At 57.7% G+C, this 26,367-nt stretch carries 17 protein-coding genes, 1 tRNA gene and 3 pseudogenes; 10 read left to right on the top strand and 11 right to left on the bottom strand.

What is annotated here, in order from left to right; translation table 11 throughout:
- Positions 1 to 127: 127 nt before the first annotated feature.
- The 8 genes and pseudogenes from PCOSP_RS24315 to PCOSP_RS24350 all read right to left on the bottom strand — a co-directional run bounded on the left by PCOSP_RS24315 (position 128) and on the right by PCOSP_RS24350 (position 11,153).
- The gene (locus PCOSP_RS24315) at positions 128 to 2,725 is read right to left on the bottom strand and encodes an EAL domain-containing protein (protein ID WP_464709672.1); all 2,598 of its coding nucleotides are present in this window, start codon (positions 2,723 to 2,725) and stop codon (positions 128 to 130) included.
- Positions 2,722 to 5,772 (bottom strand): response regulator, encoded by a 3,051-nt coding sequence (locus PCOSP_RS24320; RefSeq protein WP_464709673.1) that lies wholly within the window; start codon positions 5,770 to 5,772, stop codon positions 2,722 to 2,724. Before PCOSP_RS24320 ends, PCOSP_RS24315 begins: the two co-directional genes overlap by 4 nt.
- A 29-nt stretch (positions 5,773 to 5,801) precedes the next feature.
- The gene (locus PCOSP_RS24325; RefSeq protein ID WP_139644800.1) at positions 5,802 to 6,704 is read right to left on the bottom strand and encodes a substrate-binding periplasmic protein; all 903 of its coding nucleotides are present in this window, start codon (positions 6,702 to 6,704) and stop codon (positions 5,802 to 5,804) included.
- A 402-nt stretch (positions 6,705 to 7,106) separates the two neighbouring features.
- Positions 7,107 to 8,846 carry a calcium-binding protein gene (locus PCOSP_RS24330; protein ID WP_464709674.1) on the bottom strand — a complete coding sequence of 580 codons (1,740 nt, stop codon included), beginning with the start codon at positions 8,844 to 8,846 and terminating at the stop codon, positions 7,107 to 7,109.
- 87 nt (positions 8,847 to 8,933) lie between these two features.
- A pseudogene (locus PCOSP_RS24335) lies at positions 8,934 to 9,017 on the bottom strand (hypothetical protein); the annotation flags it as partial.
- 425 nt (positions 9,018 to 9,442) lie between these two features.
- Positions 9,443 to 10,030, bottom strand: coding sequence for a hypothetical protein (locus PCOSP_RS24340; RefSeq protein WP_139644795.1), 588 nt, complete (start codon positions 10,028 to 10,030; stop codon positions 9,443 to 9,445).
- Positions 10,031 to 10,045: 15 nt separating this feature from the next.
- Complete coding sequence (locus tag PCOSP_RS24345) at positions 10,046 to 10,477, bottom strand: DUF3592 domain-containing protein (RefSeq protein ID WP_175363492.1); 432 nt, start codon at positions 10,475 to 10,477, stop codon at positions 10,046 to 10,048.
- Between the two features lie 67 nt (positions 10,478 to 10,544).
- A complete protein-coding gene (locus PCOSP_RS24350; protein WP_464709676.1) occupies positions 10,545 to 11,153 on the bottom strand; it encodes a LysE family translocator in 609 nt (202 codons plus the stop codon).
- 93 nt (positions 11,154 to 11,246) lie between these two features.
- Between PCOSP_RS24350 and gcvA the strand changes: the two genes are divergently transcribed.
- A complete protein-coding gene (gene gcvA / locus PCOSP_RS24355) occupies positions 11,247 to 12,212 on the top strand; it encodes a transcriptional regulator GcvA (RefSeq protein WP_464709677.1) in 966 nt (321 codons plus the stop codon).
- Here gcvA and PCOSP_RS24360 read toward each other — a convergent pair.
- From PCOSP_RS24360 to PCOSP_RS24370, 3 genes and pseudogenes are all read right to left on the bottom strand, one after another.
- Positions 12,094 to 13,664, bottom strand: a pseudogene (locus PCOSP_RS24360) (TerC family protein). The gene gcvA and the pseudogene PCOSP_RS24360 sit on opposite strands and share 119 nt — an antisense overlap.
- A 250-nt stretch (positions 13,665 to 13,914) precedes the next feature.
- Positions 13,915 to 14,820, bottom strand: coding sequence for a methyl-accepting chemotaxis protein (locus tag PCOSP_RS24365; RefSeq protein WP_434010954.1), 906 nt, complete (start codon positions 14,818 to 14,820; stop codon positions 13,915 to 13,917).
- A pseudogene (locus PCOSP_RS24370) lies at positions 14,815 to 16,077 on the bottom strand (PDC sensor domain-containing protein); the annotation flags it as partial. The gene PCOSP_RS24365 and the pseudogene PCOSP_RS24370, both read right to left, overlap by 6 nt.
- Before the next feature lie 781 nt (positions 16,078 to 16,858).
- Between PCOSP_RS24370 and PCOSP_RS24375 the strand changes: the two are divergent.
- The 9 genes from PCOSP_RS24375 to PCOSP_RS24415 all read left to right on the top strand — a co-directional run bounded on the left by PCOSP_RS24375 (position 16,859) and on the right by PCOSP_RS24415 (position 26,293).
- Positions 16,859 to 18,916 carry a methyl-accepting chemotaxis protein gene (locus PCOSP_RS24375; protein WP_175386168.1) on the top strand — a complete coding sequence of 686 codons (2,058 nt, stop codon included), beginning with the start codon at positions 16,859 to 16,861 and terminating at the stop codon, positions 18,914 to 18,916.
- Positions 18,917 to 19,019: 103 nt separating this feature from the next.
- Positions 19,020 to 19,096: transfer RNA gene (locus PCOSP_RS24380), tRNA-Met, on the top strand.
- A gap of 166 nt (positions 19,097 to 19,262) precedes the next feature.
- Positions 19,263 to 20,504, top strand: a complete 1,242-nt coding sequence (locus tag PCOSP_RS24385) for a tyrosine-type recombinase/integrase (protein WP_464709678.1) — start codon at positions 19,263 to 19,265, stop codon at positions 20,502 to 20,504.
- Positions 20,505 to 20,786: 282 nt separating this feature from the next.
- Positions 20,787 to 21,626 (top strand): hypothetical protein, encoded by an 840-nt coding sequence (locus tag PCOSP_RS24390; RefSeq protein WP_464709679.1) that lies wholly within the window; start codon positions 20,787 to 20,789, stop codon positions 21,624 to 21,626.
- Positions 21,627 to 21,727: 101 nt separating this feature from the next.
- On the top strand, positions 21,728 to 22,009 hold the full coding sequence (locus PCOSP_RS24395) for a helix-turn-helix transcriptional regulator (protein ID WP_003205554.1): 282 nt from the start codon (positions 21,728 to 21,730) through the stop codon (positions 22,007 to 22,009).
- Entirely contained in the window at positions 22,006 to 22,311 is a 306-nt protein-coding gene (locus PCOSP_RS24400; protein ID WP_139051103.1) for a hypothetical protein, read from the top strand. The genes PCOSP_RS24395 and PCOSP_RS24400 overlap by 4 nt, the downstream gene beginning before the upstream one ends.
- A 534-nt stretch (positions 22,312 to 22,845) precedes the next feature.
- Positions 22,846 to 23,136, top strand: a complete 291-nt coding sequence (locus PCOSP_RS24405; RefSeq protein WP_010457912.1) for a hypothetical protein — start codon at positions 22,846 to 22,848, stop codon at positions 23,134 to 23,136.
- Positions 23,133 to 23,402 (top strand): DUF3077 domain-containing protein, encoded by a 270-nt coding sequence (locus PCOSP_RS24410; RefSeq protein ID WP_464709681.1) that lies wholly within the window; start codon positions 23,133 to 23,135, stop codon positions 23,400 to 23,402. The genes PCOSP_RS24405 and PCOSP_RS24410 overlap by 4 nt, the downstream gene beginning before the upstream one ends.
- Positions 23,399 to 26,293: a DUF927 domain-containing protein gene (locus PCOSP_RS24415; RefSeq protein ID WP_464709682.1), complete on the top strand. Its 2,895-nt coding sequence runs from the start codon at positions 23,399 to 23,401 to the stop codon at positions 26,291 to 26,293. The genes PCOSP_RS24410 and PCOSP_RS24415 overlap by 4 nt, the downstream gene beginning before the upstream one ends.
- Positions 26,294 to 26,367: the final 74 nt, after the last annotated feature.

The raw sequence follows: 26,367 nt of genomic DNA on the forward strand, positions 1-26,367 counted from the left end.
GATAGCATTTCAGGAGATTTCTGTAGATTACCTCGGACTCCTAAAAAGCACGTAAAAGCCCCGATTTTCGGGGCTTCTTCGTTTCTATAGCTTGCTGACTGCTGCGTCATCTTCCCTGAAATGCACATCAGGCCCTACGGCTTTCCTCGGTCAACGTTCGGTAGTGGCGAAAAGACTCGCGAACAGTCTCGATCAACTCTGCTTCCTGCCAGGGCTTGGTCAGAAAACGGTAGATCTCGCCGCGGTTGATTGCCTCGGTCACGTTATCGACAGCGGTACAGCCTGACAGGACCATTCGGACGGTATGGGGGTGCATGGTCCGAATACATGCGAGTAACTCCGTGCCACTCATGCCTGGCATGTGTTGGTCAACAATGATTACACCAACCTGATGTTCCGCCAGAAGCGTGAGCGCTTCCTGGGCACTCGTCGCGGTGAGGATGAAATAGTTCTCGTGACGCAGCAGACGCTTGAGCGAAGACAAAATGCCCAAGTCGTCGTCCACCAGCAACAACGTAGAGGCTGTTTCATGTTCAAGTAGGACATCCGCTGGCTGATAGGAAGAAAGAAAGCGCTCAGTGTCTTCAACAGGCATGGGATGGCTGATCAGGTAACCCTGGATCAGATCACAGTGCATGGATCGCAGATACCGCGCTTGGCCTGGGTGCTCGACACCTTCGGCAACCACCTCAAGTCCGAGGCTATGCCCCAGCGCGATAATGGCCTTGACGATAGAAGCGTTGCCCGTGTTCGTCGTCATGTCGCGGACAAAGGAGAGATCAATCTTGAGCCTGTGCACTTCCAGTTGCTGCAGATAGCCCAGCGAAGAGTAACCCGTTCCGAAATCATCGATGGACAGCCGGACCCCCAGAGCTTTGAGCTCGCTCAGCGACTTGAATGACTGATCCCGGTCCACCATTACATAACTTTCGGTGATTTCCAGCTCAAGCTGACTGGGATTGATGCCGGTTTGCGCCAAGACAGTTCTGACGGACCTAGCCAGATTACCCGCGCTTAACTGAACGGCAGAAATGTTCACCGCTGTTTGACGCGGCGCGAGACCTGCCTCTGACCAGATTTTGATTTGCTGGCAGACCTCACGCAACACCCAATCACCGAGTTGAATGACCAGGCCACTTTCCTCTGCAAGGGGGATGAAGTCGCCCGGAGAGATCATCCCGCGCTCGGGATGTTGCCAGCGGACCAAGGCTTCAAGACCGCCAATATTACCGGTGTCCAGATCAACCTGAGGCTGGTAGTAAACCCGCAGCTCTCCTTGCTCAAGGGCATTGCGCAACTCTACTTCGAGTTTTAAACGCCGCTTGGCTCGGTGAGTCATCTCTGGCGAGAAAAAGCACAATGTTCCCCGCCCCTGCTCTTTAGCTCTATGAAGTGCGGCGTCGGCATTGCTGAGCAGCGTCTCGGAATCGGTGCCATCATCGGGATAGAGCGTAATTCCAATGCTGGCACCGATGTAAACATTCTGCTTGCCCAGTATGAATGGCTCTGCCAACGCATTGATGATGCGCTGGGACATCAGGTCCACTGGAACATCGACTTGCTCCAGAATAATGTTGAATTCATCACCAGCAATGCGGGCAATGCTATCGCTCTCGGGCAACAGGCTTTGCAACCGCTGTGCTACCTGCATCAGCAACTGGTCACCCAACTTGTGACCGAGGCTTTCATTGATCGTCGCGAAGTTATCCAGATCTATGTTGAGTAAGGAAAAATGAGACTGATCGCGCTCCGCCTGCAGAATCGCGTGATCCAGTAATTCGGCGAACAGCACGCGATTTGGCAAGCCAGTCAGGGGGTCACGATGGGCAAGAATGCGATATTTGTCTTCAGTCAGTTGCAGCAATGCACTACGCTGCGCCACCAGATCCTCCAGAAAACGATGAAGTCGGGCCAACTCCAGATGAGTGCGAATACGCGCGCGCACTTCGTCGATATCGAAGGGTTTGGTGATGTAGTCGGCAGCCCCGATCTCGAAGCCTTTGACTTTTTCTGATGCAGCATTGATGACCGTGACAAAGATGATAGGGATTCGGCTGCCTACCGGCGTTGCCTTGATGCGTTTGCATACCTCATAGCCGTCCATGCGAGGCATCACGACGTCAAGAAGCACAAGGTCTGGGGGCGCGGCGCCCTGAACGGCATCCAGCGCCTGCGCGCCGGTGCGTGCAACCATGATGCGGTAGTCATCCTTGAGCGCCTCGAGTAGCTCATGGATGTTGTCCGGGATGTCATCAACGACCAATAGCGATGGCCGATTGGCAGGGTCTGCGGGCGTTGCTATATCGAAACGGATGGGATTCTGCCGAAAACGTCTGAGCTCAAGCTGATTGTGAATGCGCGCCTTGAGCAGATCAGGGCTGAACGGCTTGGTGATGTAATCGGCGACGCCCATCGCAAGGCCTCGCGCCTCATCCATGGCATCGGCCAGGGCGGTCACAAAAATCACCGGAATACTCGTGGTGCAAGGATCAAGCTTGAGTGCGGAAAGAACGGAGTAGCCGTCCATTCCCGGCATCTTGATATCCAGCAGGATCAGATCTGGCTGCGGTTGGCGGTTCGCCAGTTCAAGCGCTTTTTCACCGTTGGTGGCGGCACACAGAGAAAAATCGTCGCGCAACATTCCCATCAAGACATGCAGGTTTTCGTGAATATCATCGACGATCAGAATACGGGCACGTTTGTTGTTGGGAGCGAGTTCGTTCATAAAGATGTATCCGGGTCGACCCTATTCAGGCGCTGTAATCGGGTATGTGCCGCGTCAATTTCGAAATCATCGATCAAGGCGGCGATGGCGGATATTTCCTGCTCGATCCGGGTTCCGCGCGTCCCCTTGAGCAATTGAGCGAGTATGGGTTCTGCCGCACCAAGATCCGATTCCAGGGCCTGTGCGAGCTGGCTCAGTAACGCGTCCAGCAATGGCTGTGATAAGGGGGCGTCGACACTCGACTGGGCAGGGCAATCAACTTCGCCAATCCCATCGATCTCACGTAGCACGTGCTGCAGGAGGCCTTCAGCCTCCTTCAGGATGCGATCATCAGGGAAAATGTCCTGCTTGAGCTGGTCGTCGATGGTTTTAACGATGTCATACAGCCGCTGGGCCCCGATATTTCCAGTAACGCCCCTGAGTGAATGACAGAATGTCTCCGCGCCGTGCTTGTCGCCGCTTGCAACAGAGCTCCGGATCTTGAGGATCGCATCAGCGTAATGCAGGCGAAATCGCCGCAGCTGTTTTCGATAGCCATCTGCCCTGCCGCCAATACGGCGTAAACCATCCTGAGCATTGACATGGACCATCGCCTGCAGATCGGCAGGCAAGCTACTCGTCGGCGATTTCACAACATCGAGCACCGGAGGCTGATCGCTACGCCGGATGGGTAACTGTATCCACTTGGCAAGTACGATCATCAGACGATCTGGCGCAATCGGTTTGGTAATGTGATCGTTCATTCCCGCATCATGGCTGGCCTGGGTATCCTGTGCCATCGCCAACGCTGTCATGGCAATGATCGGTAGCGCACCAAAGCGTTCTCCACCAGGTACATCACCCAACGCCCGAATGCGCCTGGTTGATTCCAGCCCATCCATCACTGGCATCTGGATATCCATCAATACCGCGTCATAACTATTACCTTGGACCTTGTCGAGAGCCTCCTGCCCATTCACCGCCTCGTCCACTGCCATGCCTTCGCTGTGCAACAACTCGGTGGCGAATTCCCGGTTGATATCGTTGTCTTCGACGACCAGTATGTGTGCGCCCGCCAATTGATTGCTATTCGCTGGCCTGAGCGATGCGGGTCTACTCTGGGCATCCATTCCGAGAATGCGGCCACGTCCCAGAACTGAAAGAATCGAGTCAAGCAGCACTGAAGGTGAGACCGGTTTGATCAAGAACCCGTCCACACCGGCCTGCTCGGCCAGGCGCAAGACATCTTCGCGGCCATAAGCGGTGATCATGATGACCTTGGGGAGGCGAGGCAACCCAATATCACGGCGAATGCGCTGGGTGGTTTCATCGCCATTCATGCCAGGCATGCGCCAGTCCATCAGGACCAGATCATAGGGCTCGGCGGTTGAGGCCTGCAGCTCAGTGAGGGCGGCAGGGCCACTGGCAACGGTGACAACCTCCAATTGGAAGAAACGCAACATTTCGGCAAGGATTTCACGAGAGACGGCATTATCATCCACGAGCAAGACGCGGATGCCCTTAAGCAATGGCCCGGTCTGCTCGACCAGTTCTCGTTGATGCGCCTGTGCTTGGCGAGCGACGGGCAACTGCACGGTGAAACTGATCGTACTGCCTTTGTCTGGTTGCGAGTCTTCAATCCAGATCCGCCCTCCCATCAATTCGGTCAGACTCTTGCTGATGGCCAGTCCAAGGCCGGTTCCACCAAATCTTCGCGTCGTGGATGAGTCGCCTTGTGTAAATTTTTCGAAGAGATGACGCTGCGTTTCCGGGCTCATGCCAATGCCCGTGTCGCGCACGCTAATCTGCATATGCAGGATGTCGTCACGAATGCCCAGGCTGTGGAACGCTAACTCCACCTCGCCTTTTTCTGTGAACTTTACAGCGTTCCCGCATAAATTCAGGAGGACTTGGCCCAGGCGCAATGGATCGCCCAACAAGCGCGTGGGAATGGTGGGGTCATGACGAATAAGAAACTCGATACCTTTATCTTCGGCCTGGAAGGCAATGGCATCCGTCAGTTGTTCCAACACTGAATCCAACCCGAACTCGATCTGTTCGAGTTTAAGCTTGCCCGCCTCGACCTTGGAAAAATCAAGAATGTCGTTGATAACCCCCAGCAGTGAATGGGCGGCCGTTTGCACCTTGACCAGTTGGCTACGCAAGGCCGGTGGCACATCCCTTTTCAAGACAAGATAGAGCATGCCGAGAATAGCGTTCATCGGGGTGCGAATCTCGTGGCTCATGTTAGCCAGGAAATCACTCTTGACCTGAGTCAGCCGCTCCGCTTCCTCCTTGGCAAGGAGCAACTCTTCAGTTCGCTCGGCAACGATGCCTTCGAGATTGTGATTGAGCTGGTTAAGCGCCTGCAACGAATCGAAGAGTCGACTGCGACTCTCGTTAAAGGCATTTACCAACTCGCCGAGTTCGTCTTTATAGGGATATTGGACTCTCTCCACGGGCGCGTTGTCCGGCCCGAAACGCCAGTTCGTCACAGCCTGGGAAACACGGGTAACGGCATTGGACAATCGATAACGAATGGCCCAGAGAATGATTAACCAGAGTGCAGAGGTAATGACGATGGAATTGAGCAGAATGAACAGGCAGGCGTATTTTGTACGGCTCCATAGCACACTGCGATCCGAATACATCTTAAGAACCCCGATCACATTCTGCTCGCCTTTCTGCCCAGGCGATGTGAGCGGAAGTTCGGCTTGGCGGAACCTGGCGGGGAAAAGAGTCTGCCCCTCTTTCATGCCGCTTGGCACATGGCCAGAGACCGCCAGAACCTCCCCCCCACTGGAGACTACCTGGACACCGCTGACGATAGCGTTCTGGCGCAGAGCTGTGACGATACTCATGAGTTGCGCCTTATCCAGTTCCCATACGGCATTGGTGACGCTGGGGCTGATGGTCCTGTTCAGAGAGGCTAAATCATCACTGATATCCCTGCTGACGCTGAAATATTGGATGCTCAACTGCGTTCCCGTCATACCCAGAGCAATCAAGAGATACCATGGGAACATGGTGTATAGCAGTCGCCTGAAAAGCGTCTGAGCAGCAAACATCCGTCTACTCCCGCCCCGTCACTTGCATTTTATTTCCACCACCAAAGGGTATCCGGTTCTGGCGTTTTGGCAGGCAGAACGGGATTGTCGAGATGGATGACCTGCCGATGTTCCCTGGCAAGCGCGGCAATCTCCTTTGCATGGTAAGTTTCAAACAGTTTGCGAAAGGACCCGTCCTTCAACGAAAGATTGAGTCCAAGTTCGATTCGCCGGGCCAGTGCGGTGTCACTCCTGTTGACCCAAAAATACACCGGATAAGGGAAGAACAGCGCCTTGCTGTTTTCAATGACGAGTTGAGGGTATTGATCCTTGTGCTCTTCAAGTTCACGAGCCGCTTCATTCAACCCACGCGGGAACGCGTCGAAGCGTCCAGCTGCAAGCATGCCAAAAAGATTTTCATAGCTGGTCGAGGTGACCACCGTAAAGCCGCTGGCTTGCATGATGGGTACATCGGCCCACTGACTGTTGAGGCCGAATGTCAGTTGCTTGCGAAGCGCTTGTTCGTCCATCTGCGCAATACGAGGTTGATCGGCAGCGCGAATCAAGAGCAATCGGAAGCCGACAAGACCACGCAAGATATCGATCTTGATCGGCAGCATAAGGGATTCGCGCTCGGCGTTGGTTCCCAGCGCGATGACATCGATCTGTCCTGTCTGGAGCAACTCCATGCCGCGATTCTGAGTAACCTCCTGCGCATAGGGAACGAGACGGGCGCGGCCATCAGTAGCCTGTGTGTGCGAAAGCGCCAACTCCAGGAGCTTCCAACGGTATTCATAGATGGGCCCAGAAGGGAAATAACGAAATGTCTTTTCGCGGTCTTCGGCTTGCGCGGGATGAGCAAACAAATTCAGCGAAATGACTACAGCAATTAAAAACTTTAGAAGAGATGAAAAACGCGGCGCCGGGCTTCGCGCAAACGATGGAATGTACATACTCCGGGTTTCCTTCTCCGTAGCGAATTGGGCAGATACAGCTACGTCTGCGGATGGTCCGGTAGCAAGTCTAACTTTCGATACGTCAAAAAATAGCAACAAGCGTGGCATTTTGCCAGTCTCGTCGTAGCGCGCGACGTTAGTGAGCGTAGGGAGGAAACACATTGCGATGGGCTACGCTGTCCCCACGCTAGATACTGACCAACTGGCCGGGCTGAAACGGAGCGACCACTAACCCGCATTAAAATGGGTAAGCGCTCCGCCAACACATCCTGTGTGGTTATACGGGCCGAGCCACGCTGCACGATAGATCTCCTTGGAACCTTCAAACCAGAACCAAAGCAACATCGACGGTTTGTCGCGTGGCAGCTCCCCACTGCCACGCGACCATCCCCCAGGGCATCAGGACAACAGATGTCCTGGATCGACCTCGGGCACTACCCCGACCAGCCCTATCCCGGCGTCGGGAGCAAAGATCATGTGTTCCTCGTCAAGGCTTTCCCGCCAATCGCCGGCAAGCCCAATCTGGAATAAGTGCCCCTGTGCGTCCGCTTCCGCGTCCGTCAGGTACGTGCGGTCCAGGGCCTGGTTGTAGACCACCTTCAGCGTATTATCCGTACCCTCTCCAAAGCCGGTATAACCCAGGGCCGACACATCGATCCGGTCGTCAACCGTGAAGCCTTCGATCAGGTCGGCAAAGCTCTGGCTTTCAGTACGATAGCTGTCCTCGGTGGAGGTGTAGCGAAACACGTCATCGTTCTGATGGTTATCGGTCCATAGCGAGATGTCGCTCCTGTCCCCGCCGTTCAGATGGTCGGCGCCCCTGCCACCAATGATGACATCCGCTCCAGCGCCGCCGTTGATGCGGTCGTTGCCGTCCAGGCCATAGATGATTTCCGATAAGGCAGAACCGCTGATCGTATCCTTGCCAGATGTACCCTCGACGGTAGGCGCGGTGAACACCAGGTTGGTGCTGTTCAATTGCCCCACCCAGTCGCCGTCCAAGGCCAGTTCGAAGCGTTGCCCGGAGGCATCGGCGTCGTAGCTCTTGAGGTAGGTACGCGTGCCATCTGCGCTGGCCTGGATGGCCAACGTGCCGTCATGGCCGTCACCGATTCCGGTGAAGCCCAGGGCAATCAGGTCGATGCGGTCCTGGGAGGCGTCGAAGTCCTGGATTCGGTCGCTACCGTTTTGCGTGCCGGTGCGGTAGCTGTCGCTCAGCTCGGCGAAGCGGAAGATGTCGGCGCCAGCACCACCCTGCAGAACGTCGCGCCCGCCGTTGCCCTGGAGCACGTCATCACCGGCCAGGCCATGGATGATTTCGGCGGCATCGGTACCTTGCAGGATTTCCTCACCGGCGTATCCGTCCACATGGAGCTTGCCGTCCTGGCTGCCGAAACTGGTGTCGACACTGCCATCCGCGTTCAAGCGGATGACGCTGAAATCGCCGTTGTTCGTACCGGCGGCCACGATCTTGCCATCGGCTTGTACCGTCAAAGCCGCAGGCGTGCCGGCCTCGAAGGTCACCGTGCCGTTGGTGCCAAAGCCAGTGTCGAAGGAGCCGTCAGGGTTTAGCCGCACCACGGTGGCCAAGGTGTCACCTTCGCCATGGCCCATCACGACGATCTTGCCGTCCGTTTGCAGGGTGATCACCGAGTCTTCGCCAAACCCCATGGCAGGGCTCAGGTAGAGGACACCGTTGTCACCGAAATGGGTATCCAGCTGACCGTCGGGATTGAAGCGTTGCAGGGCGTATGTCGGATCCCCTGCACCGGCGGCATTGTATGCAGCCCCGACCACAACACCTCCGTCAGCCTGCACTGCAGTGGAAATCCCGCCGTTGTAGAAGGCGTCTTCCGGAATACTGACGGTCAGCACGCCATTGTCGCCAAAGCCCTCGACGAAAGCGCCGTCATTGCCGATCCAGGACACGGTGGCCTGATCAAGCCCACGGGCGCTGATCTGGAAAGTGCCATCCACATTGGCCGTCAGGTCGATGTCTTTGAACGCATGACTGATGTCGACGGTAATGGCGCCGTTCTGACCAAAGGAAGTATCGCGCGTCCCGTCGCTGTTGAAGCGCTGCACCTGTACGCTGGTGTCCTGCGCAATGGCAATGAGCACCTTGCCATCGGACTGCACCGCCGTCAGCTCATAGCGCGACGCCGGGGCTACCTCGGCAGGTACGATATCGACGCCGCCATCATGGAAGCTGGTGTCCAGGCTACCATCCGCGTTGAGGCGGATAACGGAATGGTTCTGTTCGTAGCCGTAACTTTCCTCGCCGGGCGCCCCGGGGTAACCCCATGCCAGGTATTCGGTATACCCCCGACCAGTATCTTGCCGTCCGGCTGGATAATGATGCTCTGGTTATCATCGAGCTGGCCGGTGAGATCGACTTGGACGGTGCCTGGGCCACTTCTCACGGAATGGGTACTGACCGTCGTGCTATCAGTAGTTGCCATGTCTTAATCCTTTAAGGGGGGTGGACCCGTCACTCTAGTAGAGCGACAAGTCGGTGCCAGCAGCGCTCGACGGGCGGCTTTTTGAAGTCATGAAAAAGCCGCGTTGATTCGCGGCTTTTTCATGGGCTCATGGACGCTGCAGTGGCTCGACATGAGCATGAACTCTGTGGGAGCGAGCCCGCTCGCGATAGCGGCGCAACAGTCGGCATCAATGCCAGCTGAATAAACACCGCCATCGCGAGCAGGCTCGCTCCCACAGTTTTTTATGGCGGGTTAGAACAGATAGCCAATATAGATCGCCGCCCCACCACCGGCCTGTACACCGGCGTTCATGCCCGCCATGACCAGGGCGCCCTTGGCTGATTGCATCAGCTGCCGGTTGACCGTGCTGGAAGCAATGATCGATGTGGCCGGGCTGGCACTCAAGGCCACCGACAACGCCAGCAACTTGGGATCGAGCCCGAACAACAGCGCCGTGGCAGAACCACCGACGACCAGTCCGCCTGCCACTTCGGTGTATAGGCAGGGGCCGGTGATGTCATCACTTGTCAGGTCGCGTCCGGCCAAGGCATCGCTGACAAATACCTTGCCGAAGCTGGGAAACGCCTCGGCTGCGCCGGCCGCTCCTACACTCTTGCCTTTTATCTGGATATTGACCTTGCCAAAGCGCGGCAGCCGGGCACCAAAGCCGGCTCCTACCCCTACACCACCGTAGCGGTAGCTGACGTCTTCACCTTGGGGCGAGCGCAGAATGATCGAACCACCACTGCCGGCAACCACGGCCACGGTCAGTCCGCCACCGCTGGCGGTCTGGTACACCCAACGACTCTCGTTGAGCGGAATTGGGATGTTGTAGCTCATAGGTTCAAAATCCTTTTATTTGAATGAAACGCGCCGACCATGCTGGAAAATGGTTTTGGACAAGCCAGCAAACGCGAACATCAGACCGAGGCATCCCAGCAGCCCGGAAGGTCCCCAGAGTGCACCCGGGTCGTCGATGACAGCGCTGCCGACGGGCTGTTCGGGCAAGTAATACACGCGTACCGACTGCCCTGGCTGATAGCCGAAGATCATCCCGCCCTGGGGATAGGAGATTGCTTCACCGCCGACGCTGGTAAAGGCGATTTCAGGATGCGAACCGCCGGCATTCAGGCGGCTGACGACGCCATCGGCAGCCTGCGCGCGGGAGAGAAACTCGCGGCGATCAAGGGTGAGATTGACAGCAATGACCAACAGTCCGATACCTATCAGGGCAAACAGCAAGCCCAGCAATATCTTCCCGGTGGAGGAGGAAGCGTGGTTAGCCATGGAGGGTCTCAGTATTCGTCCATGAAAGAGGGGCGTCAGGATAGCAAGAAGCTTTATCCGAGTCCGCTCATTTGCTGGCGGAAGCCATCAGTACGCCAAAACAGAAAAAGGTGATGCCCGACAGCTTGCCAACAATGCCTGCGCCCCTGGTTGTGGAGAGCCAACCCCTAGCACGGTTGGCCATGAGCGCATATCCGGTATGAACCAGTACGACAAGCAAGCCATAGGAAGACACCAGCAGGAAAAATTGACTGTAGTAGTTGTCCCCCGACTTGATGAACTGCGGGAATACCGCGAGAAAGAAGAAGCCTGCCTTGGGATTCAATAGCTGAATCGACAGCGCTCCGGCGAATCGTCGCCACGGACGCGACGACGTGACATTGAGCGCCGGGATGAACCCCCTCACCCGCCACATCTTGACCCCAAGGTACAACAGGTACAGCGCACCGACATATTTGAGAACGGTGAACGCGGTGGCTGACGTGGCGAGGATCAGCCCGACACTGGTGGCGGAGATACCCGCCACGACAAATGCCCCCAGCGCGATACCAAAGATGCCGGGCAACGAACCGGTCCAACCATGGCGCAAAGCGTTGGAAATCGTCAGCACCACCCCCGGGCCGGGGCTGAGCACGGTCAGGGTAGCCAGAATCAGAAACAGTCCGTAATTAACCATGAATCACTCCAAAGCAGTGACGCTCAGAGTGGTATGAAGGGACATCGCTGACAAACGCTTTAATTGCGCCCCTGATGTGACTAAATTAGACGCATGATTGCCGACCTCCCGCCCTTGAACGCCGTGCGTGCCTTCGCCGCTGCCGCTCGCCACCAGAGTTTCAGCCGTGCGGCCGAAGAACTGCATGTCAGCCACAGCGCTGTCAGCCGTCATATCAAGCTGCTCGAAGAACACCTGGGGGTGCTGCTTTTCGAACGTCGCACCCGCCAATCCGTGCTCACGCCGGCCGGCCAGACGTTTTATGAACAGGTCAGCATGGCCCTTGCACAGATTGCCAATGCCGCGACCGCCCTGACCCGGAGTGCTTCGCGGCGCAAGGTGACGATCAATGTGCGTCCATCCTTCGCGGTGCGCTGGCTGATTCCGCGATTGCCCAACTTCATGGCACTGTATCCGGATATCTACCCTGAAGTGGTTACCAGCACCCTGCCGCCGGATCAATCGCGCGAGCTGTTTGACGTCGTGGTTCGCCGTGGACAGTCCGGATGGTCCGCCAACGTTCAACCCCACGCGTTGCTGGAAGACCACCTGATACTGGTCGCCGCCCCGTCGCTGCTGCAACGCCAGCCGCTGGACAGCCCGAATGATCTGTTCCAGCACACGCTGCTGACCGGTAAAACCCGCAGCAGCGACTGGCAGGACTGGGCCAGGCAGGCGGGTATCGCTCAGTTGCGAACCCAACCGACCCTGCAATTGGACCATATGCATCTGGTGTTGCAAGCCGCCGTCGATGGCCTGGGAGTGGCCCTGTGTCCGGCGTCATTGTTGGGCAGGGACTTATCCACAGGGCGACTGACCTGTCCGTTTCCCTCCTTGCGCCTGCCGTTGATCCGTTATTACTACGGCGTCTCCCAGGACGCAGCGGCTGAAACCCAGGTGTTTATCGACTGGATGCTGTCTCATATCCGTCAGGACGCAACAACACCCTCGTCACCCGACGCTCCTGGACCTCAACCACCGTCATGCGCCACGCCTGCCAATGGAGTTCATCGCCAATGACCGGCAAGCGATCCAGCAAACTCATGACCAATCCTGCGAGTGTCTGATAGTCCTCGGTGGCTTGTGCCTGGAAGCCCGTTTGCTCGCGAATCTGACTGAGATTCAGCGCACCGTTGATGAGGAAACCGCCCTCCTGGGGCAGGATATTCGGACCTTCGATTTCACTGGCATCGGGCAGCTCACCGGCGATGGATTCGAGGATGTCGGTCATGGTGAGCAGTCCCACGAAATCACCAAACTCGTTCACCACAAAAGCGATATGCGTCGACTCCTTACGCATCTGTTCCAGCGCGTTGAGAATCGTGAAACTGTCCAGCAAGTTGATTGCCTTGCGGGCCATGGCTTCCAGATCGGGCTCGTGCCCCGCCAACAGTTCCTTGAGCAGTTCTTTCTTGTGCACGAAGCCCAACGGCTCATCGACCTGACCATTGCGAATCAACGGCAGCCTGGAATACGACGAATGCATCAGCCGCGTGCGGATCACGTCTGGGGCGTCGGCCAGATCGAGGTGATCGATTTCCGCGCGGGGGGTCATGACACCGCGTATCGGGCGCTCCGCCAACTGAAGCACACCGCTGATCATGACCCGTTCACGTCGGTCGAACGCCGGCTCGGCCTCATCGCTTGAGAGCATGTCGGCAATCTCTTCACCCACCTCGTCGGCGTCCAATGGGTGGCCACCCAACAAACGCATCACCGCATGGGCGGTACGTTGGCGCATGGGGCGACGACCCTGCAGGCTCTTCTTGCGACGCGAGCGAGCCAACTGGTTGAACAGTTCGATCAGGATCGAGAAGCCTATCGCGGCGTAGAGATACCCTTTCGGAATGTGGAAACCCAGGCCCTCCGCGGTGAGACTGAAACCGATCATCATCAGGAAGCCCAGGCAGAGCATGATGACCGTGGGGTGCCCGTTGACGAAATTCGTCAGCGGCTTGCTTGCGACGATCATCAGGCCAATGGAGAAAATCACCGCGATCATCATGACCGACAGGTGCTCCACCATGCCCACGGCAGTGATCACGGCATCCAGCGAAAACACTGCATCCAGCACCACGATCTGCGCAACGATTGGCCAGAACATCGCATAGGCCGCGTTACCCGAGCGCTGGGCCACATGGCCTTCGAGTCGCTCATGCAACTCCATGGTTGCCTTGAACAACAGGAACACCCCCCGAACAACATGATCAAGTCTCGACCCGAGAACGTCTTGTCAAAGACCTCGAACAACGGTTCGGTCAGGGTCACCATCCACGAGATGCTGGCCAGCAAGCCAAGACGCATCAACAGCGCCAGGGACAGCCCGATGATGCGGGCGCGATCCCGCTGCTCTGGAGGAAGTTTGTCGGCCAGGATGGCGATGAAGACAAGGTTGTCGATGCCGAGCACCAGCTCCAGCACGATCAGCGTCAAAAGGCCAAGCCAGGCCGTGGGGTCAACGATCCATTCCATGGAATTATTCGCTCCCTCGGAAAGAGTTTGTCAGAGGGGTGCAGCGAACGAGAGGAGAAAAGCGACTGGGGGGCTCCATGGAGGTGTTCATATCGACCTGAAGTAATTGGGGATAAAAATCCTACAGAGTTTCAGGACGCTTCATGCGAGGCGAATTATTACAGGATCTGACAAAAACCCTGCATCCATCACCGATGCAGGGCTTCTTGTGCTGATTTGACATGCTTGGCCATACGCCTGGGAACGGGTACTAGCCCCCTTTGACTTTAAAACGGCTCAACACCCGTTGCATCAGCGACGCCCGCTCCGACAGATCCTTGGCCGCCACCGCGCATTCCTGCGAGCTCGACTGGTTTTTCTGCGTCACCTCATCGATCTGTTCCAACCCGACACTGGCCTGTTGCAAGCCTGAAGCCTGCTCGCTGGAAGCCTGGTAGATCAGCGAAACCAGGCTGGACACCGCGCTGGTGCCACTGACGATATTCTTGAGGGACTCGGCGGTTCGTCCGGCGATGATCATGCCGCGCTGGGTCTTGTTCGAGGAATCGGCAATCAACGCGGCCGTCTGCTGCGCGGCCTCGGCGCTACGGGCTGCCAAGGTGCGAACCTCATCCGCGACCACGGCAAAACCGCGCCCGAGCTCACCGGCCCGGGCAGCCTCGATGGCGGCGTTCAGTGCCAGAAGGTTGGTTTGTGCGGCAATGTTATCGATGGTGGTAATGATCGCGGTGATGTCCTTGCCCGAATTATCGATTTCGGCCATCGCGGCAATCAGCTCGCTCATCAACTTGTCGCTCTCGCCTGCATCGGCCCGTGATGACTGGGATTGCTCATCGGCCTTCTTGGCATTGGCGGCATTGTCCCGGGTCTGGGCAGCCATCTGGGTCATCACCGCGCTGATCTCGGTGATGGACGAGGCCGAGTTGGCCGCCCCATCGGACAAGGACTGACTCAGATCGGTGACCTGCGCCGAACTGCCACTGATTCGGGTGGCACTGACTTGGACCTCGGAAATCAACTGGTTCAAGTTGGTGACCATTTTTTCCAGCGACTTGCCCAGGGTATCGTGAGGTGAAGACAGCCGGACTTCCAGGTCCAGATCGCCTTCGGAAATGCGCTCGGCCACCCTGACCTGTCGCTGCAGACTCTCGGACATGTCGTTGAGCGCGATGGACAACTGCCCGACTTCGTCCTCGGACTTCTGCACCAAGCGACGAGAGAAATCCCCCAGGCTGATCTGAGCCGCCAGGGCAGCAGCCTCGCGAATCGGCCCGACGATTTTTGCCGCGGCCAGCCAAAGGCCAACGAGAGCCAACAGTGAAATGCCCAGCCCTACGGACACTTGCCAGACGCTGTTACTGATACTGCGCGATTGCAACTCCTGCTCCAGGGCAATCGCTTGGCTCATGACCACCGCCTTGGGCAAGCGAATGAGTACTGCCCACGGTTTACCCGTGCGTCCCAGTTCAATGGGCATCAGCACTTCAATATTCTGCGTTTGCGGATTGAGCAGGCCATCGCCACGACCACGCTGGATATCACTCAGCACCTTTTCCCAGGAATCGGGCAACAAGGCCTTGATGGGTTGCCCGATCAGATCCGTACGCTTGCTGTCTGCGACCACCAGTCCCTGGTTGCTCATGATCGAAACAGACCCCTTGCCATCGTAAAGATCGGCAGACATCTGCTCGCTGAGTTTCTGGATGAAAGCGATATCGAAGTCAGCCCCGACCACCCCGTAGAACTTGCCGCCGGACACAATCGGCACCGACAAGGTGGTCAGCCAGACATTCTTGCCCTGGACCACATAGGGAATGGGGTCCAACACACTTTCCTTCAGGGTGTCGCGCGGGCCGCTGTACCAACCGCCCTTCGGCACACCATTGGGGTGACGGTCAGGGGAGTCATACTCCACCAGCGGTTGCACCGCGACATGGCCGTCCGCGCTGCGGGTCCAATAGGGCGTGAAACGTCCGGTCAGCGGATTGTTGCCATCCTGGGCATTTCGAAAAGCGCGATCCTGCCCATCCAATGCATCCGGCTCCCAGCAGGAATACGTGCCATTGAAGTCAGGATTATCCTTGAGGACACTGAGCAATACACTGTTGATCTGATCCCTGCCCAATGCCAGCGGGCTCTGCACGGCCTTGCCGGCGGCAAAGGTATTGGCCATGGTGCGGGCTGCATCCAGCGCGTTTTGCAGCCTGGCCTGAATGGCGTTGGCGCGGGACTCGGCCAGGTTCTGAATTTCCCGAATCGTCGATTTTTCAACCAGTGCCGTCACTTCCGTCGAAACATAATGCTCATTGGCGCGAGCGGTGAAGAGCCCGTAGGCAACCAGGCTGACCGATGAGACAAACAGGCATACGCCCGCCGTGACACAAATACGTGCCTGCAACGACTTGAACTTCATATTGACCCCTGCCTGATTCTATTTATTGCTACCGTCAACAACGACGGCGGCATTTCAACGTGTGCACGACGTGGCGAATAACAATCGATCACCGCTGCTTACGCCGCCTCGAACGAACGCCTTCAAGGACACGGCGATACAGCTGTTTACCAGCATTGAAACGTGGCAAGTGGGGGGAAAGCATTCATCGCTCTATCCACTCGGTAGCGGAAGAGGCGTTCGAATCAGAAACCGGAGGCTTATTTCCAGGAAGGCAAGGGCGATAGGCGGAAAGAATGTAAAGCCTGCTTCTGCTATCACCCAGGATCACCCTTGAATAAAGCCGCAGAATCCATTCAAACCAACAACCACAGCAGCAAATTAACACGGGCAATATTTCTACAACATCAACTTAGGACTTATACAAATCAGTACTTTAGTCGTGACGAGAGCACACTCGGCGACCCAACGTTCGTATCGTTTCAACTCAGCGAACGGGGAGCGCACGCTGACAGGCCCCGCAATGCGCCATTTTAGTGCGGCACGTTTTTAATTAGCATGCTATCGACCTAAAAAATCCCCGCCGCCAAGGTGATAGCTCAACGCCATGGTCTGAATCTTGCCTTATTTTTCGTTATAACGCGGTCCCTTACAAAGGGAACCGAGAATGGGAAGTTTCGCTACAGAGCCCGCGTACAGAGCGATCAGAGCGAATTTTCGAGGCCTTTTAAAAGAACACCTGTTTCAGCATTTGTGTAGAAACGCACAAAAAGAGTGCAAGGGTGTTCAGGGGAGTATGGGCATGCAGGCTTTTCTATCACCGGGCATCGGATTATTGGGACGTTTCGGCTTCGCCGGTAAATTCCAATTGTTGTTCTTGCTCTTCATCCTGCCACTCATGGGCAGTCTGTGGATCATCGGCCAGGACTATCGCGATCAGCTCAGCCTGATTTCCGGGGAACGTGCCGGGGTCCGCCAGTTACTGGCCCTGGACAACCTGGACAACCTGCTCACCGCCCAGCGCAACCGCGCTGCCCGTTGGCGCGCCACGGAAACCAATCGGCAACCTACGCCTGCCACGCTTGCCGCGATGGCGGCTTTCGATGCCGTACAACCGGCCCTCAACCAGGCCGCCGATGACCTGAACGCCACCTTGCAGGCCGAAGGCGCCGAAGCCGATATCCTCGCCCGCTACCAAGCCTTGCAGACCAGCCTCAAGGGCCTGGATTCGAAAAGCCTGGGCGCCGTGGGTTGGTGGCCAGACGGCTATGACCGCTTCACCGCCGCCCTCAGTGCGCTGCAAGCTCTGCGCGAGCAGATCGTGATGGACAATCGCCTGACCCTCGCCTCCTGGCTCGAAACCTATTTGCTGACCCAGATCTCGACCCAGCAGACCCCCGAGCTGATCGAGCGGGTCGGGCGCCTGGCCAGCGTCGGACAAGCCTCGGTGGTGTCGGGCCAGTTCACTCTGCAGAGCCGCCTGCAACTTCGGGACCTGCGCAGTCGCATCGGCGACGCCCGGGATCAATTGCTCAAGACCGGTGGGCTCCTGGAAGCACGCTTGCCCAGCGACCTGCAAACCTGGGCCGGTCAATACCAAGGCAGCCTCAAGCATCTGGATGCCGAACTGAAAGTGCTGGATGACGGCGTGTTCGGCGGCTCCATCAGCCTCAAGCCGGAAGACTTCGAGAAACACCTGGACGCCCTGCTGTCCGATCTGGCCGCCTTGCGCCAGCAATCCCTGGTGGCCCTGGATACGCGGCTGAACCATTATCACGCCACGGCGATCCGCCAGTTCACGCTGGTGGCGACAGTGCTGGGCTGCCTGCTGTTGGCGGCTCTCTACCTGTTTGTCTGCCTGCAAGCGTCTATCCGCCGCAGCGCCAGCGGCATCACCTTGCTGGCCGAAGCCCTGCGTGACGGTAACCTCAGCCTGCAAGTGCCGGTGCAAGGCCGCGACGAATTGGCGGCGATCAGCACCGCCCTCAACGTCGCCGTGGTGCAATTGCGCAACAGCCTGCTGGGGGTCGACCACGAGACGTCGCAGGTGAGCAATGCCGTGCGCACCCTCAATACCCATTCCAGCGGCGCCCTGGGAGAAGTCGAAGCCCAACAGATGCAGATCAGCCAGATCGCCGCTGCGGCAACGCAACTGGCCGCGACCTCTCAAGGCGTGGCAAAAAGCTGTGAACAGGCGTCCGACAGCGCCCAACAGACCCGACGCATCGCTACCGATAGCAGTCGCGACAGCCAACGCACGACCGCGAGCATCCAGCAGCTCAACCAGCGCCTCAACGACACCGCCGCCGCCCTGGGCCGCGTGAGCGAACAAGGGCAGCAGATCCAACTGGTGGTCGACACCATCCGTGGCGTGGCCGAGCAGACCAACCTGCTGGCCCTCAACGCCGCCATCGAAGCCGCGCGTGCTGGGGAACAGGGGCGCGGTTTCGCGGTGGTGGCTGATGAGGTCCGCAGCCTGTCGCAGCGTACCCAGTCCTCCACCCAGCAGATTGCAGGCACGGTCGACAGCCTGCGCGCTACGGTGAATGAAGCAGTCAGCCTGATGGAAGCTGCCTGCGAGCAGGCACAGACCGATGCCCAAGCCGTCACCAGCCTGGGCGAACGCCTGGGGGAAATCGCCAGCGCGGTGCAAAGCGTGACCGATACCCTGGCGCAGATCGCCACCGCAGTGGACGAACAGGCCAGCACGGCCGACGAGGTCAGCGGCAATATCCAGCAGGTCGATCAAGCCGCCATGCGCTTGCTGGATGGTGCTCGGGCAGTGAACCTGGCAGCGGATACCCTGAGCCAGGGAAGCCAGGCGCTGAGTGCGAATACCGGGAGATTTCAACTCGGTTGAGGGGCATTTGTAGCGAGGAAGGATAAGCGGTTGAAAGCGCAGAGAAATATTTCAGATTTACGCTTGACACATCCTCGCTACCGGCGAATAATGCGCGCCACTTGGCTACATAGCTCAGTTGGTTAGAGCATAGCATTCATAATGCTGGGGTCCGGGGTTCAAGTCCCTGTGTAGCCACCAAGTACCGATCCATAGATGTCTACAGCAGTCTATGAATCACCTCAAGAAGCCCGCCTCGTGCGGGCTTTCTTGTTTCTGGCTGTTCACCTCTGTCTACCCCTATCCTTCCCCACCGTGTATGCCCACGTGTATGCTTCAGAACTAATTGAACTGGAGGCATACACGGATGAAACGCGCCGATATCAAGCGACGCCCTCTCGCTGATACAACACTTTCCAGCCTGGAGCCGGAGGGCGGGGCATACCGCGAACTAGACAGCCCTGGGCTGTATTTTAGAGTCAAACCAAACGGCCAAAAATCTTGGGAATTACGCTACAAGAAACCGGACGGCAAATGGTCTTGGTTAGGTCTCGGCGGCTATCCAGAAGTAAGCGGCGCCTTCGCTCGACAGAAAGCGGCAGAGCTGCGAGCTGACGCCTCAGAGGGCAAGAACCCAATCATCTCCAAGAAGGCTCGTCAGGCGGCTGACATTGACGCAGCCAATGACACCTTTGAAGCTCTAGCCAGGGAATGGCATACGTCTCGCCTCAGCGGCTGGGATGCGGGGACTGCCAAAAGGATACTCGGCGCACTCGAACGGCACGTGTTCCCCTCGCTCGGTAAACGTCCCTATACCTCGATCATGTCTATGGAGTGGATGGAGCTATTGAGAGGACTTGAGCGCCAGGGGATTTTGGAACAGATGAGCCGCGTGAGGGCTTACTGCAAAGATATCTATGACCTGGCTCGCGTAACCGGCAGAGCCGTCAACAATCCTTTGGAGGGAGTGCATAAGTTTCTGTCATCGGGAAAGGCAGAGAACTACGCTCATGTCTCACCTGACGAGCTTCCTCAGTTACTCAGAGCGATACGTTCCTATCCGCATGCCAAAGATGTTCAGCTTGGCCTGCGGCTGTTGACCCTGATGGCAGTCCGCCCCAGCGAACTTCGCGAAGCTCATTGGGTAGAGTTCGACTTCGACAAGAAACTGTGGACAGTTCCTGTCGAACGCAAGGGGCGTAAAAAAGGCCGCGAACATCTGGTGCCGCTATGCACTCAAGCCGTAGATGCCCTATTGGAGCTTCGGCAACTTACCGGGGCATACCCTCTCCTGTTTCCAGGTAGAAGCGACCGCACCAAACCCCGAAGCGACACCGTATTTCTCATGGCACTCAGGCGCCTTGGTTACGAAGGCCGCCAGACCGGTCATGGCTTCCGCCACATCGCCAGCACCATCCTCAACGAGCATGGTTACCCCGCCGACCATATCGAGGCCCAACTCAGTCACAAGGCACAAGGTGTCAGGGGGATTTACAACAAAGCCCAATACCTTGAACAGCGCATAAAGATGATGCAGTGGTATGCCGATCATCTTGATGCACTTGAAGCCGGAAATGTTATTCAAGGTCACTTCGGTAAGGCTGTATGAGGACCCACTACCATACCTCCCTCAAAATCCATGTTACGGGTGTTACTCGTGTAACTAACCTCGCCAAACGCCCGTTTTCATTGGCTTTCACGCCTGTTACACGCCCACGTAAACATCCGTACACCGCGTGTGACACTGCCTCAATGTGTAACGCGTCCACTCCCCCTAACTCACTGTGGGCTGACGTTAGACGTGCCTGGTCATCGAGCGATTCACGCTGGCTTCACTTGCGACACACAGGGCGTGGGATAAAGCGCGACACAACGCCTGAGACGCTCGGCCATGGCTGATCATCAATCCCTAGTAGATTCCGCGTTTACCTCGGGGCTAATGAGTTTTCTCTCGGCACAGCCGCTATACAAGCTCTGCCGTGAACAGATTCATGACGTGTGCTATTTGATCGAACAATGCTGTCTTCGCGTTCGCGACGACAGCAACGACTTCGATCCCAGCAGCCTCTGCATCAAGACGACAATGCATGAAGAGACAATTTTTCAGTATGCCTCCACCGACACCAGGGCACGTCTCGCCCACTGGGTTCGTCAGTACAGCAAATGTGAGACGGTTTCGGATCGCGATGCCCACGCAGCCTACATCATGGCTTGCGCTGTTAAAGCATTGGGGGCGCTAAACGATTGGATGCGGACAACCGATCAAAAGCCTTGGTCCCATCTCTCAGAACCTCCGACCGACTTGTCGTGGGGGCTTTACTGTCAGCTCGTGGAGATACAGGCCAATCCGGATGAGCGCATTGAGGCGCTTGATCAGTACGTCCTTTATCTGGAGCCAATCACGTCCCTGCCCTGCTTGATTGATGATGAACTGACGCCCGTCGCTGATCGAGCGATCAAGAATGCGACCCGCAAAAAAGGCGGCATCATCAGCGGCATGGAGCGTAGAAAGGACATCAGTGTTCGAGACGCAGCCATCGTTGTGCAGGCGAAACGTCTACAGGCGAAAGGCATGGAGAACCAAAATATCCCTAGCGCCGTGCATGCTTGGCTGGTGCGGGAAGTGGCGAAGACGTCAAAACAGCGTCCCGAGTGGATCGCTCTTGAAACGGAAAAAGCACTCACGCGCAAAAGCGTAGAGGCCATCCTCAAACGCAACTTTGTTCTGTAACTGAAATTTCAATCGAATTTCAATTGGAAGTGAACTGCTCACCGCATTTCATCGCCTAGATCATTGCTCTCGTCAGTCCAAATCAATCGAGAGCAATACCTATGAATACCTCAATCACCGGCCTTTCCCGCAAGGCTCCTGCAAATTCCCCCTCGCTGTTTGATGCCACCTCGACGTTGATCCGCATGCGTGAAGTCGAAGGCATCGTAGGGATGAAACGGTCCACCATCTACAAGCTGATGCAGCGTCCTGACTGTGGCTTTCCTCAGCCCGTCAAACTGAGCAACAGCAATGCTCGCGGTGCGCCGGTCGCCTGGGTTCTATCTGAAGTCCAAGCATGGGCACGCAGCCGCATCGAGGCCCGTGATCAGGTGGCCGCATGAGCCGCAAGATCGCCAACAAAGCCCTGATGCACCCGTTCTCTATTCTTCGTCAGATCGGCTTCCCGCCTCGCCTCATGCAACGCCTGGAGCGCTACCGCAGCCAGCAGGACAAACAAGGTCGTGTGGTCGCCGTGCTCTGTTGGGCCGACGGGACCTGGTGCGCGTTGTCAGTTCCCTGCGAAGCGCCTCGAGCAATCATCGTTGACGAAGGCCAACAAATCGATGCCTACGAAGATGCACGCGCCTGCCTAGATGGCGACCTCTTGCCCTTTGTTTCCCTGCGCTGGGAAGTCAATGCCTGAAACGAAAACGCCTCCGGGGGCTATCCGGAGGCGTTGAGGTAAATCTACATGCCCGAACAATTTATGCCACACCCGAAAAATCCGCAAGACACCCCCATAGTTGCACTTTCGAAAAACGGACGTTACTCTCTGGCCGTCGCTGCAAAATCAGCGATCGGGTTTGGCGACCCGACTACATACAGGCGCACAGGCGCCCCCATACCGATTGCAGGCGCTTTTTTTGTGCCCGCATTCATCTTTTATGGTGGCTGTGCGTGGGAGACCTTCGGGTCTGCCGGGGTCCTGTATGCCCGGTTCGCCAACCCGCGCACAGCTGCCACCCTAAATCGTTTGGCGACGATCCGTGGCAGCTCCTCACATACAGGAGTTCCGCTAGATGAAACACGCCCTCAATCCGTCCAAATTTCGCGCCGCTGCACACCGTGCAATGGCTCTCGCCGCTCTACACGCCAACTCCAGCCTCGCTACTCGTCTTGCCCGTTACAACGCCCATATGGTCAAAGCTCGCGCTCTCGAAGCCGCAGGCGGTGCCCAATGAATTCCTCCCTCAGCTTCGCCTTGCCCGAAGACCTGCTCTGCGTCAGCAAAGACATCGAGAAGGGTGTCCCGGTTGATGCAATCACCTGTGCTATCAACCGCGCAGAGTCCGTGCTGATGTTGCTTGAGGACCATTTCGAAAGCGAAAGCGACAGACCACGCCTAGCCAATCACGTCCTGGCCGCTGTTATTTGGGATGTCCGGGGCACCCTGGGACTGATCAAAACCCTGACCCTTCACGGTGACACCACGTCTGTTCCGATGGATCAGAAAGGCGGTGCCGTATGAGCGCTCACACCACACTAGGCCGAGCGTCGTTTTTCAATAAAACCGCCGGTCATGGCGTGTTTCGAGCGAATGCGGGCATTCCTATTGAGGACGCACTCGAAACGGTTTCGCTCCTCCAGCATTACGCCAATCAACTCTCCCTTGATGCCGCCATGAGCGACAAGGGCGAGCGCTACAGCTGGTGCGCGCTGTACCTGGGCGAAATGGCAAAGGCCCTGATTGATGATGTGAACGATGCGATGTTTATGCCGGGGGCCGATATATGACCCAGCGCACAAACAAACCAACAAAACGCCCCAGCTTTGCCGACGTGAAAAGTGCCGCACTCAAGGACATTGATCGCGTGCTGTCTCACTGGCTGCCCAATGGCAAACGGGTCGACGGCGGCAAGGAATACACCGCTCCCAATCCGACCCGCACGGACAAACGAGCCGGATCGCTTAAGGTCAACTTGAGCAAGGGCACCTGGGCGGACTTTGCTACCGGTGACAAGGGCGGCGACCTGATCGACCTGGTGCGCTACCTCGACGGAGGCACAGACGTCGAAGCATGTAACAAGCTGGCGGATCTGCTGCACGTATCGGCAGGCGCCGCACAGTCCACGCCAACACCGCGCAAAAGCAAAGCGCCAGAATGGATCGCCATTCAGCCGATCCCGGTCGAGGCCATGAATAAGTGCCCGGCCAAGCATCGGCAACACGGCGTGCCTTCCAAGGTTTGGATCTATCGCGATGCCCAAGGCCAGCCCCTCATGGCGCTTTATCGCTTCGACCTGGGGCCGGACGAAGACGGCAAGCCAAGGAAAGTCTTTGCACCGTTGACCTGGTGCCAACGCGCCGACGGCCAAACCACGCAGTGGCGTTGGCAAGGTCTGCCCGATCCGCGCCCCCTTCTGCGCCTGGACGAACTATCGCAACGGCTCGATGCCCCGGTCGTACTGTGCGAGGGTGAGAAAGCCGCCGATGCCGCTGCCGAGTTGATGCCGGGCCATGTGGCGACCTGCTGGCCGAACGGTTCCAACTCTTGGCACAAGGCCGACCTGACACCGCTCAAAGGGCGGGCGGTCTTGTTGTGGCCGGACAACGACTCCAGCGGTCAGAGTTGCATGGAGGCCGTCGCGGAAAAGCTGCGTGAAATCGGTGCTGTCTCAGTGCAAGCAATCGCCCTGGACGTCTTCAAACGCAAGCCCACGCTCAAGAATGGCAAACCTACCTTTGCCAAAGGGGATCAATGGGACGATGGCGACGATGCAGCCGACGCACTCGCCAAGGGCTGGACATCGGCCCACCTCGCCGAGCTGGAGCGCACCGGCGAGCTGCTCGACTCGGCACCTGCCCCCGCTCCGGCCGGAGAAATAGAAACAAAGGCGCAGCCCAAAACCAAGCGGCCAGCCAAATCAAAAAATGACCTGCTGCCCGGCGGTTTTCGCCTGACGCCGGAAGGCGTGTTTTATTCCGGCGACGATGGCGAAGCGCGGCCTGTGTGCTCGCCTCTGGAGATCCTCGCACGCACCCGCGACGACAAGGGGCATAACTGGGGCTTACTGGTCGAGTTCGACGACCCGGACGGGCAGAAAAAACGCTGGAACATTCCGGCCCGCACCATGACCGGCGACTTTGGCAAGGACGTCCTTGGCCCACTGGTGGACATGGGGCTACGTCTGGCGGGCAGCCGCTCAGGACGCAACGCACGCAACGACCTACAAAGCTATTTGCAGGGTTTTGACAGTGCGCAACGGGCTCGTCTGGTCACTCGGCTGGGCTGGCACGGCAATGCCTTCCTATTGCCCGAACGGCAGATCGGTTCGCATGACGAACACCTGCACTTCTATGAGGCTGGGGCACAACTCCCACCGATCAGCGAGTCCGGCACGCTGGAGCAATGGCAGGAGCAAATCGGCGCACTGTGCGTTGGTAACCATCGTCTAGCGTTTGTCGTCAGCGTGGCCTTTGCGGGACCGCTGTTGAATATGCTCGGTCACGAATCGGGCGGGTTTCACCTCTACGGTGACAGCTCCGGTGGCAAGACCACCCATCTGCAAGTGGCCGCCTCGATCTATGGCGGGCCACGTGTAGTGCGTTCCTGGCGCTCGACAGACAACGCCCTGGAATCCATCGCCGCCGCGCACTCGGACGGGCTCCTGGTGCTGGATGAGATCGGTATGTGCGACCCGCGCATCATCGGCGAAACGGTCTACATGCTCGGCAATGGCACCGGCAAGGCTCGCGCCAATGATCGAGGACAAGCGGGCCGACAGGTACAGGAGTGGCGCTTGCTGTTTCTCTCTACGGGCGAGAAGACACTGGCGCAGCACATGGCCGAAGCCAACAAGGAACTGAAAGCCGGCATGGAGGTGCGCATGCTGGCCGTGCCAGCGGATGCCAGTAAAGGTCTCGGCATGTTCGATGTGTTGAGTGGCTTCGATGACGCAGCGGCCCTCTCTGACGCGCTCAAGGCTCGGGTAGCCAAATACTACGGCACACCACTGACCGCGTTCCTGGCGGCTCTTTGCGAGCCCGGCAAGATGCACGGATGGTCAACCATCCTCCGCCGGACTCTAGAAGGGTTCGTTGCCAAAGCCCTGCCCGCCTCGGCCAGCGGGCAGGCACATCGAGCCGCTGCACGCTTTGGTCTAGCCGCAGCGGCCGGAGAGTTGGCCACCGCCCTCGGTATCACTGGCTGGCCTGACGGCACCGCGACCACGGCGGCACGCGTGTGCCTAAGCGCGTGGCTGAATGAGCGTGGCGGCGCCGGGAACCTTGAAGGTGATGCGATCTTGGCCCGCCTTCGCCAGATCATCGAGCGCTTTGGTGAAAGCCGCTTCACCCGCTGGGAAACCGCCGCCGCGAAGATCGACGAGCACGGGCCACGCACCATCGACCGCCTGGGCTTTCGCAAGACGCTAGAGCACGGCATGGGCGACACCATGCACACCACCCACACCTACTACGTGCTGCCCGAGGCATGGCGATCCGAGATATTCCGGGGCATGAACATCAACGCCGTGAACAAGGAGCTGCTGCACCGGGGTGTGCTGGAACCTGGTAGCGACGGCAAGGCATCGAGTTTGGTCCGGTTGCCCGGTCTAGGCCCGCAACGCTGCTACATCGTGAAGACGATACCGGGAACGGATGAGAGCGAGGCTCGGGCTGCCTGACGGCCTCCCTACTGATCGAGGTAGCGCCGGCTGATCCCGGCCTCGCCAGCCGCTCAACCCAACCCAATCGAATT

The organism is Pseudomonas sp. MAFF 730105 (genome assembly GCF_055380705.1).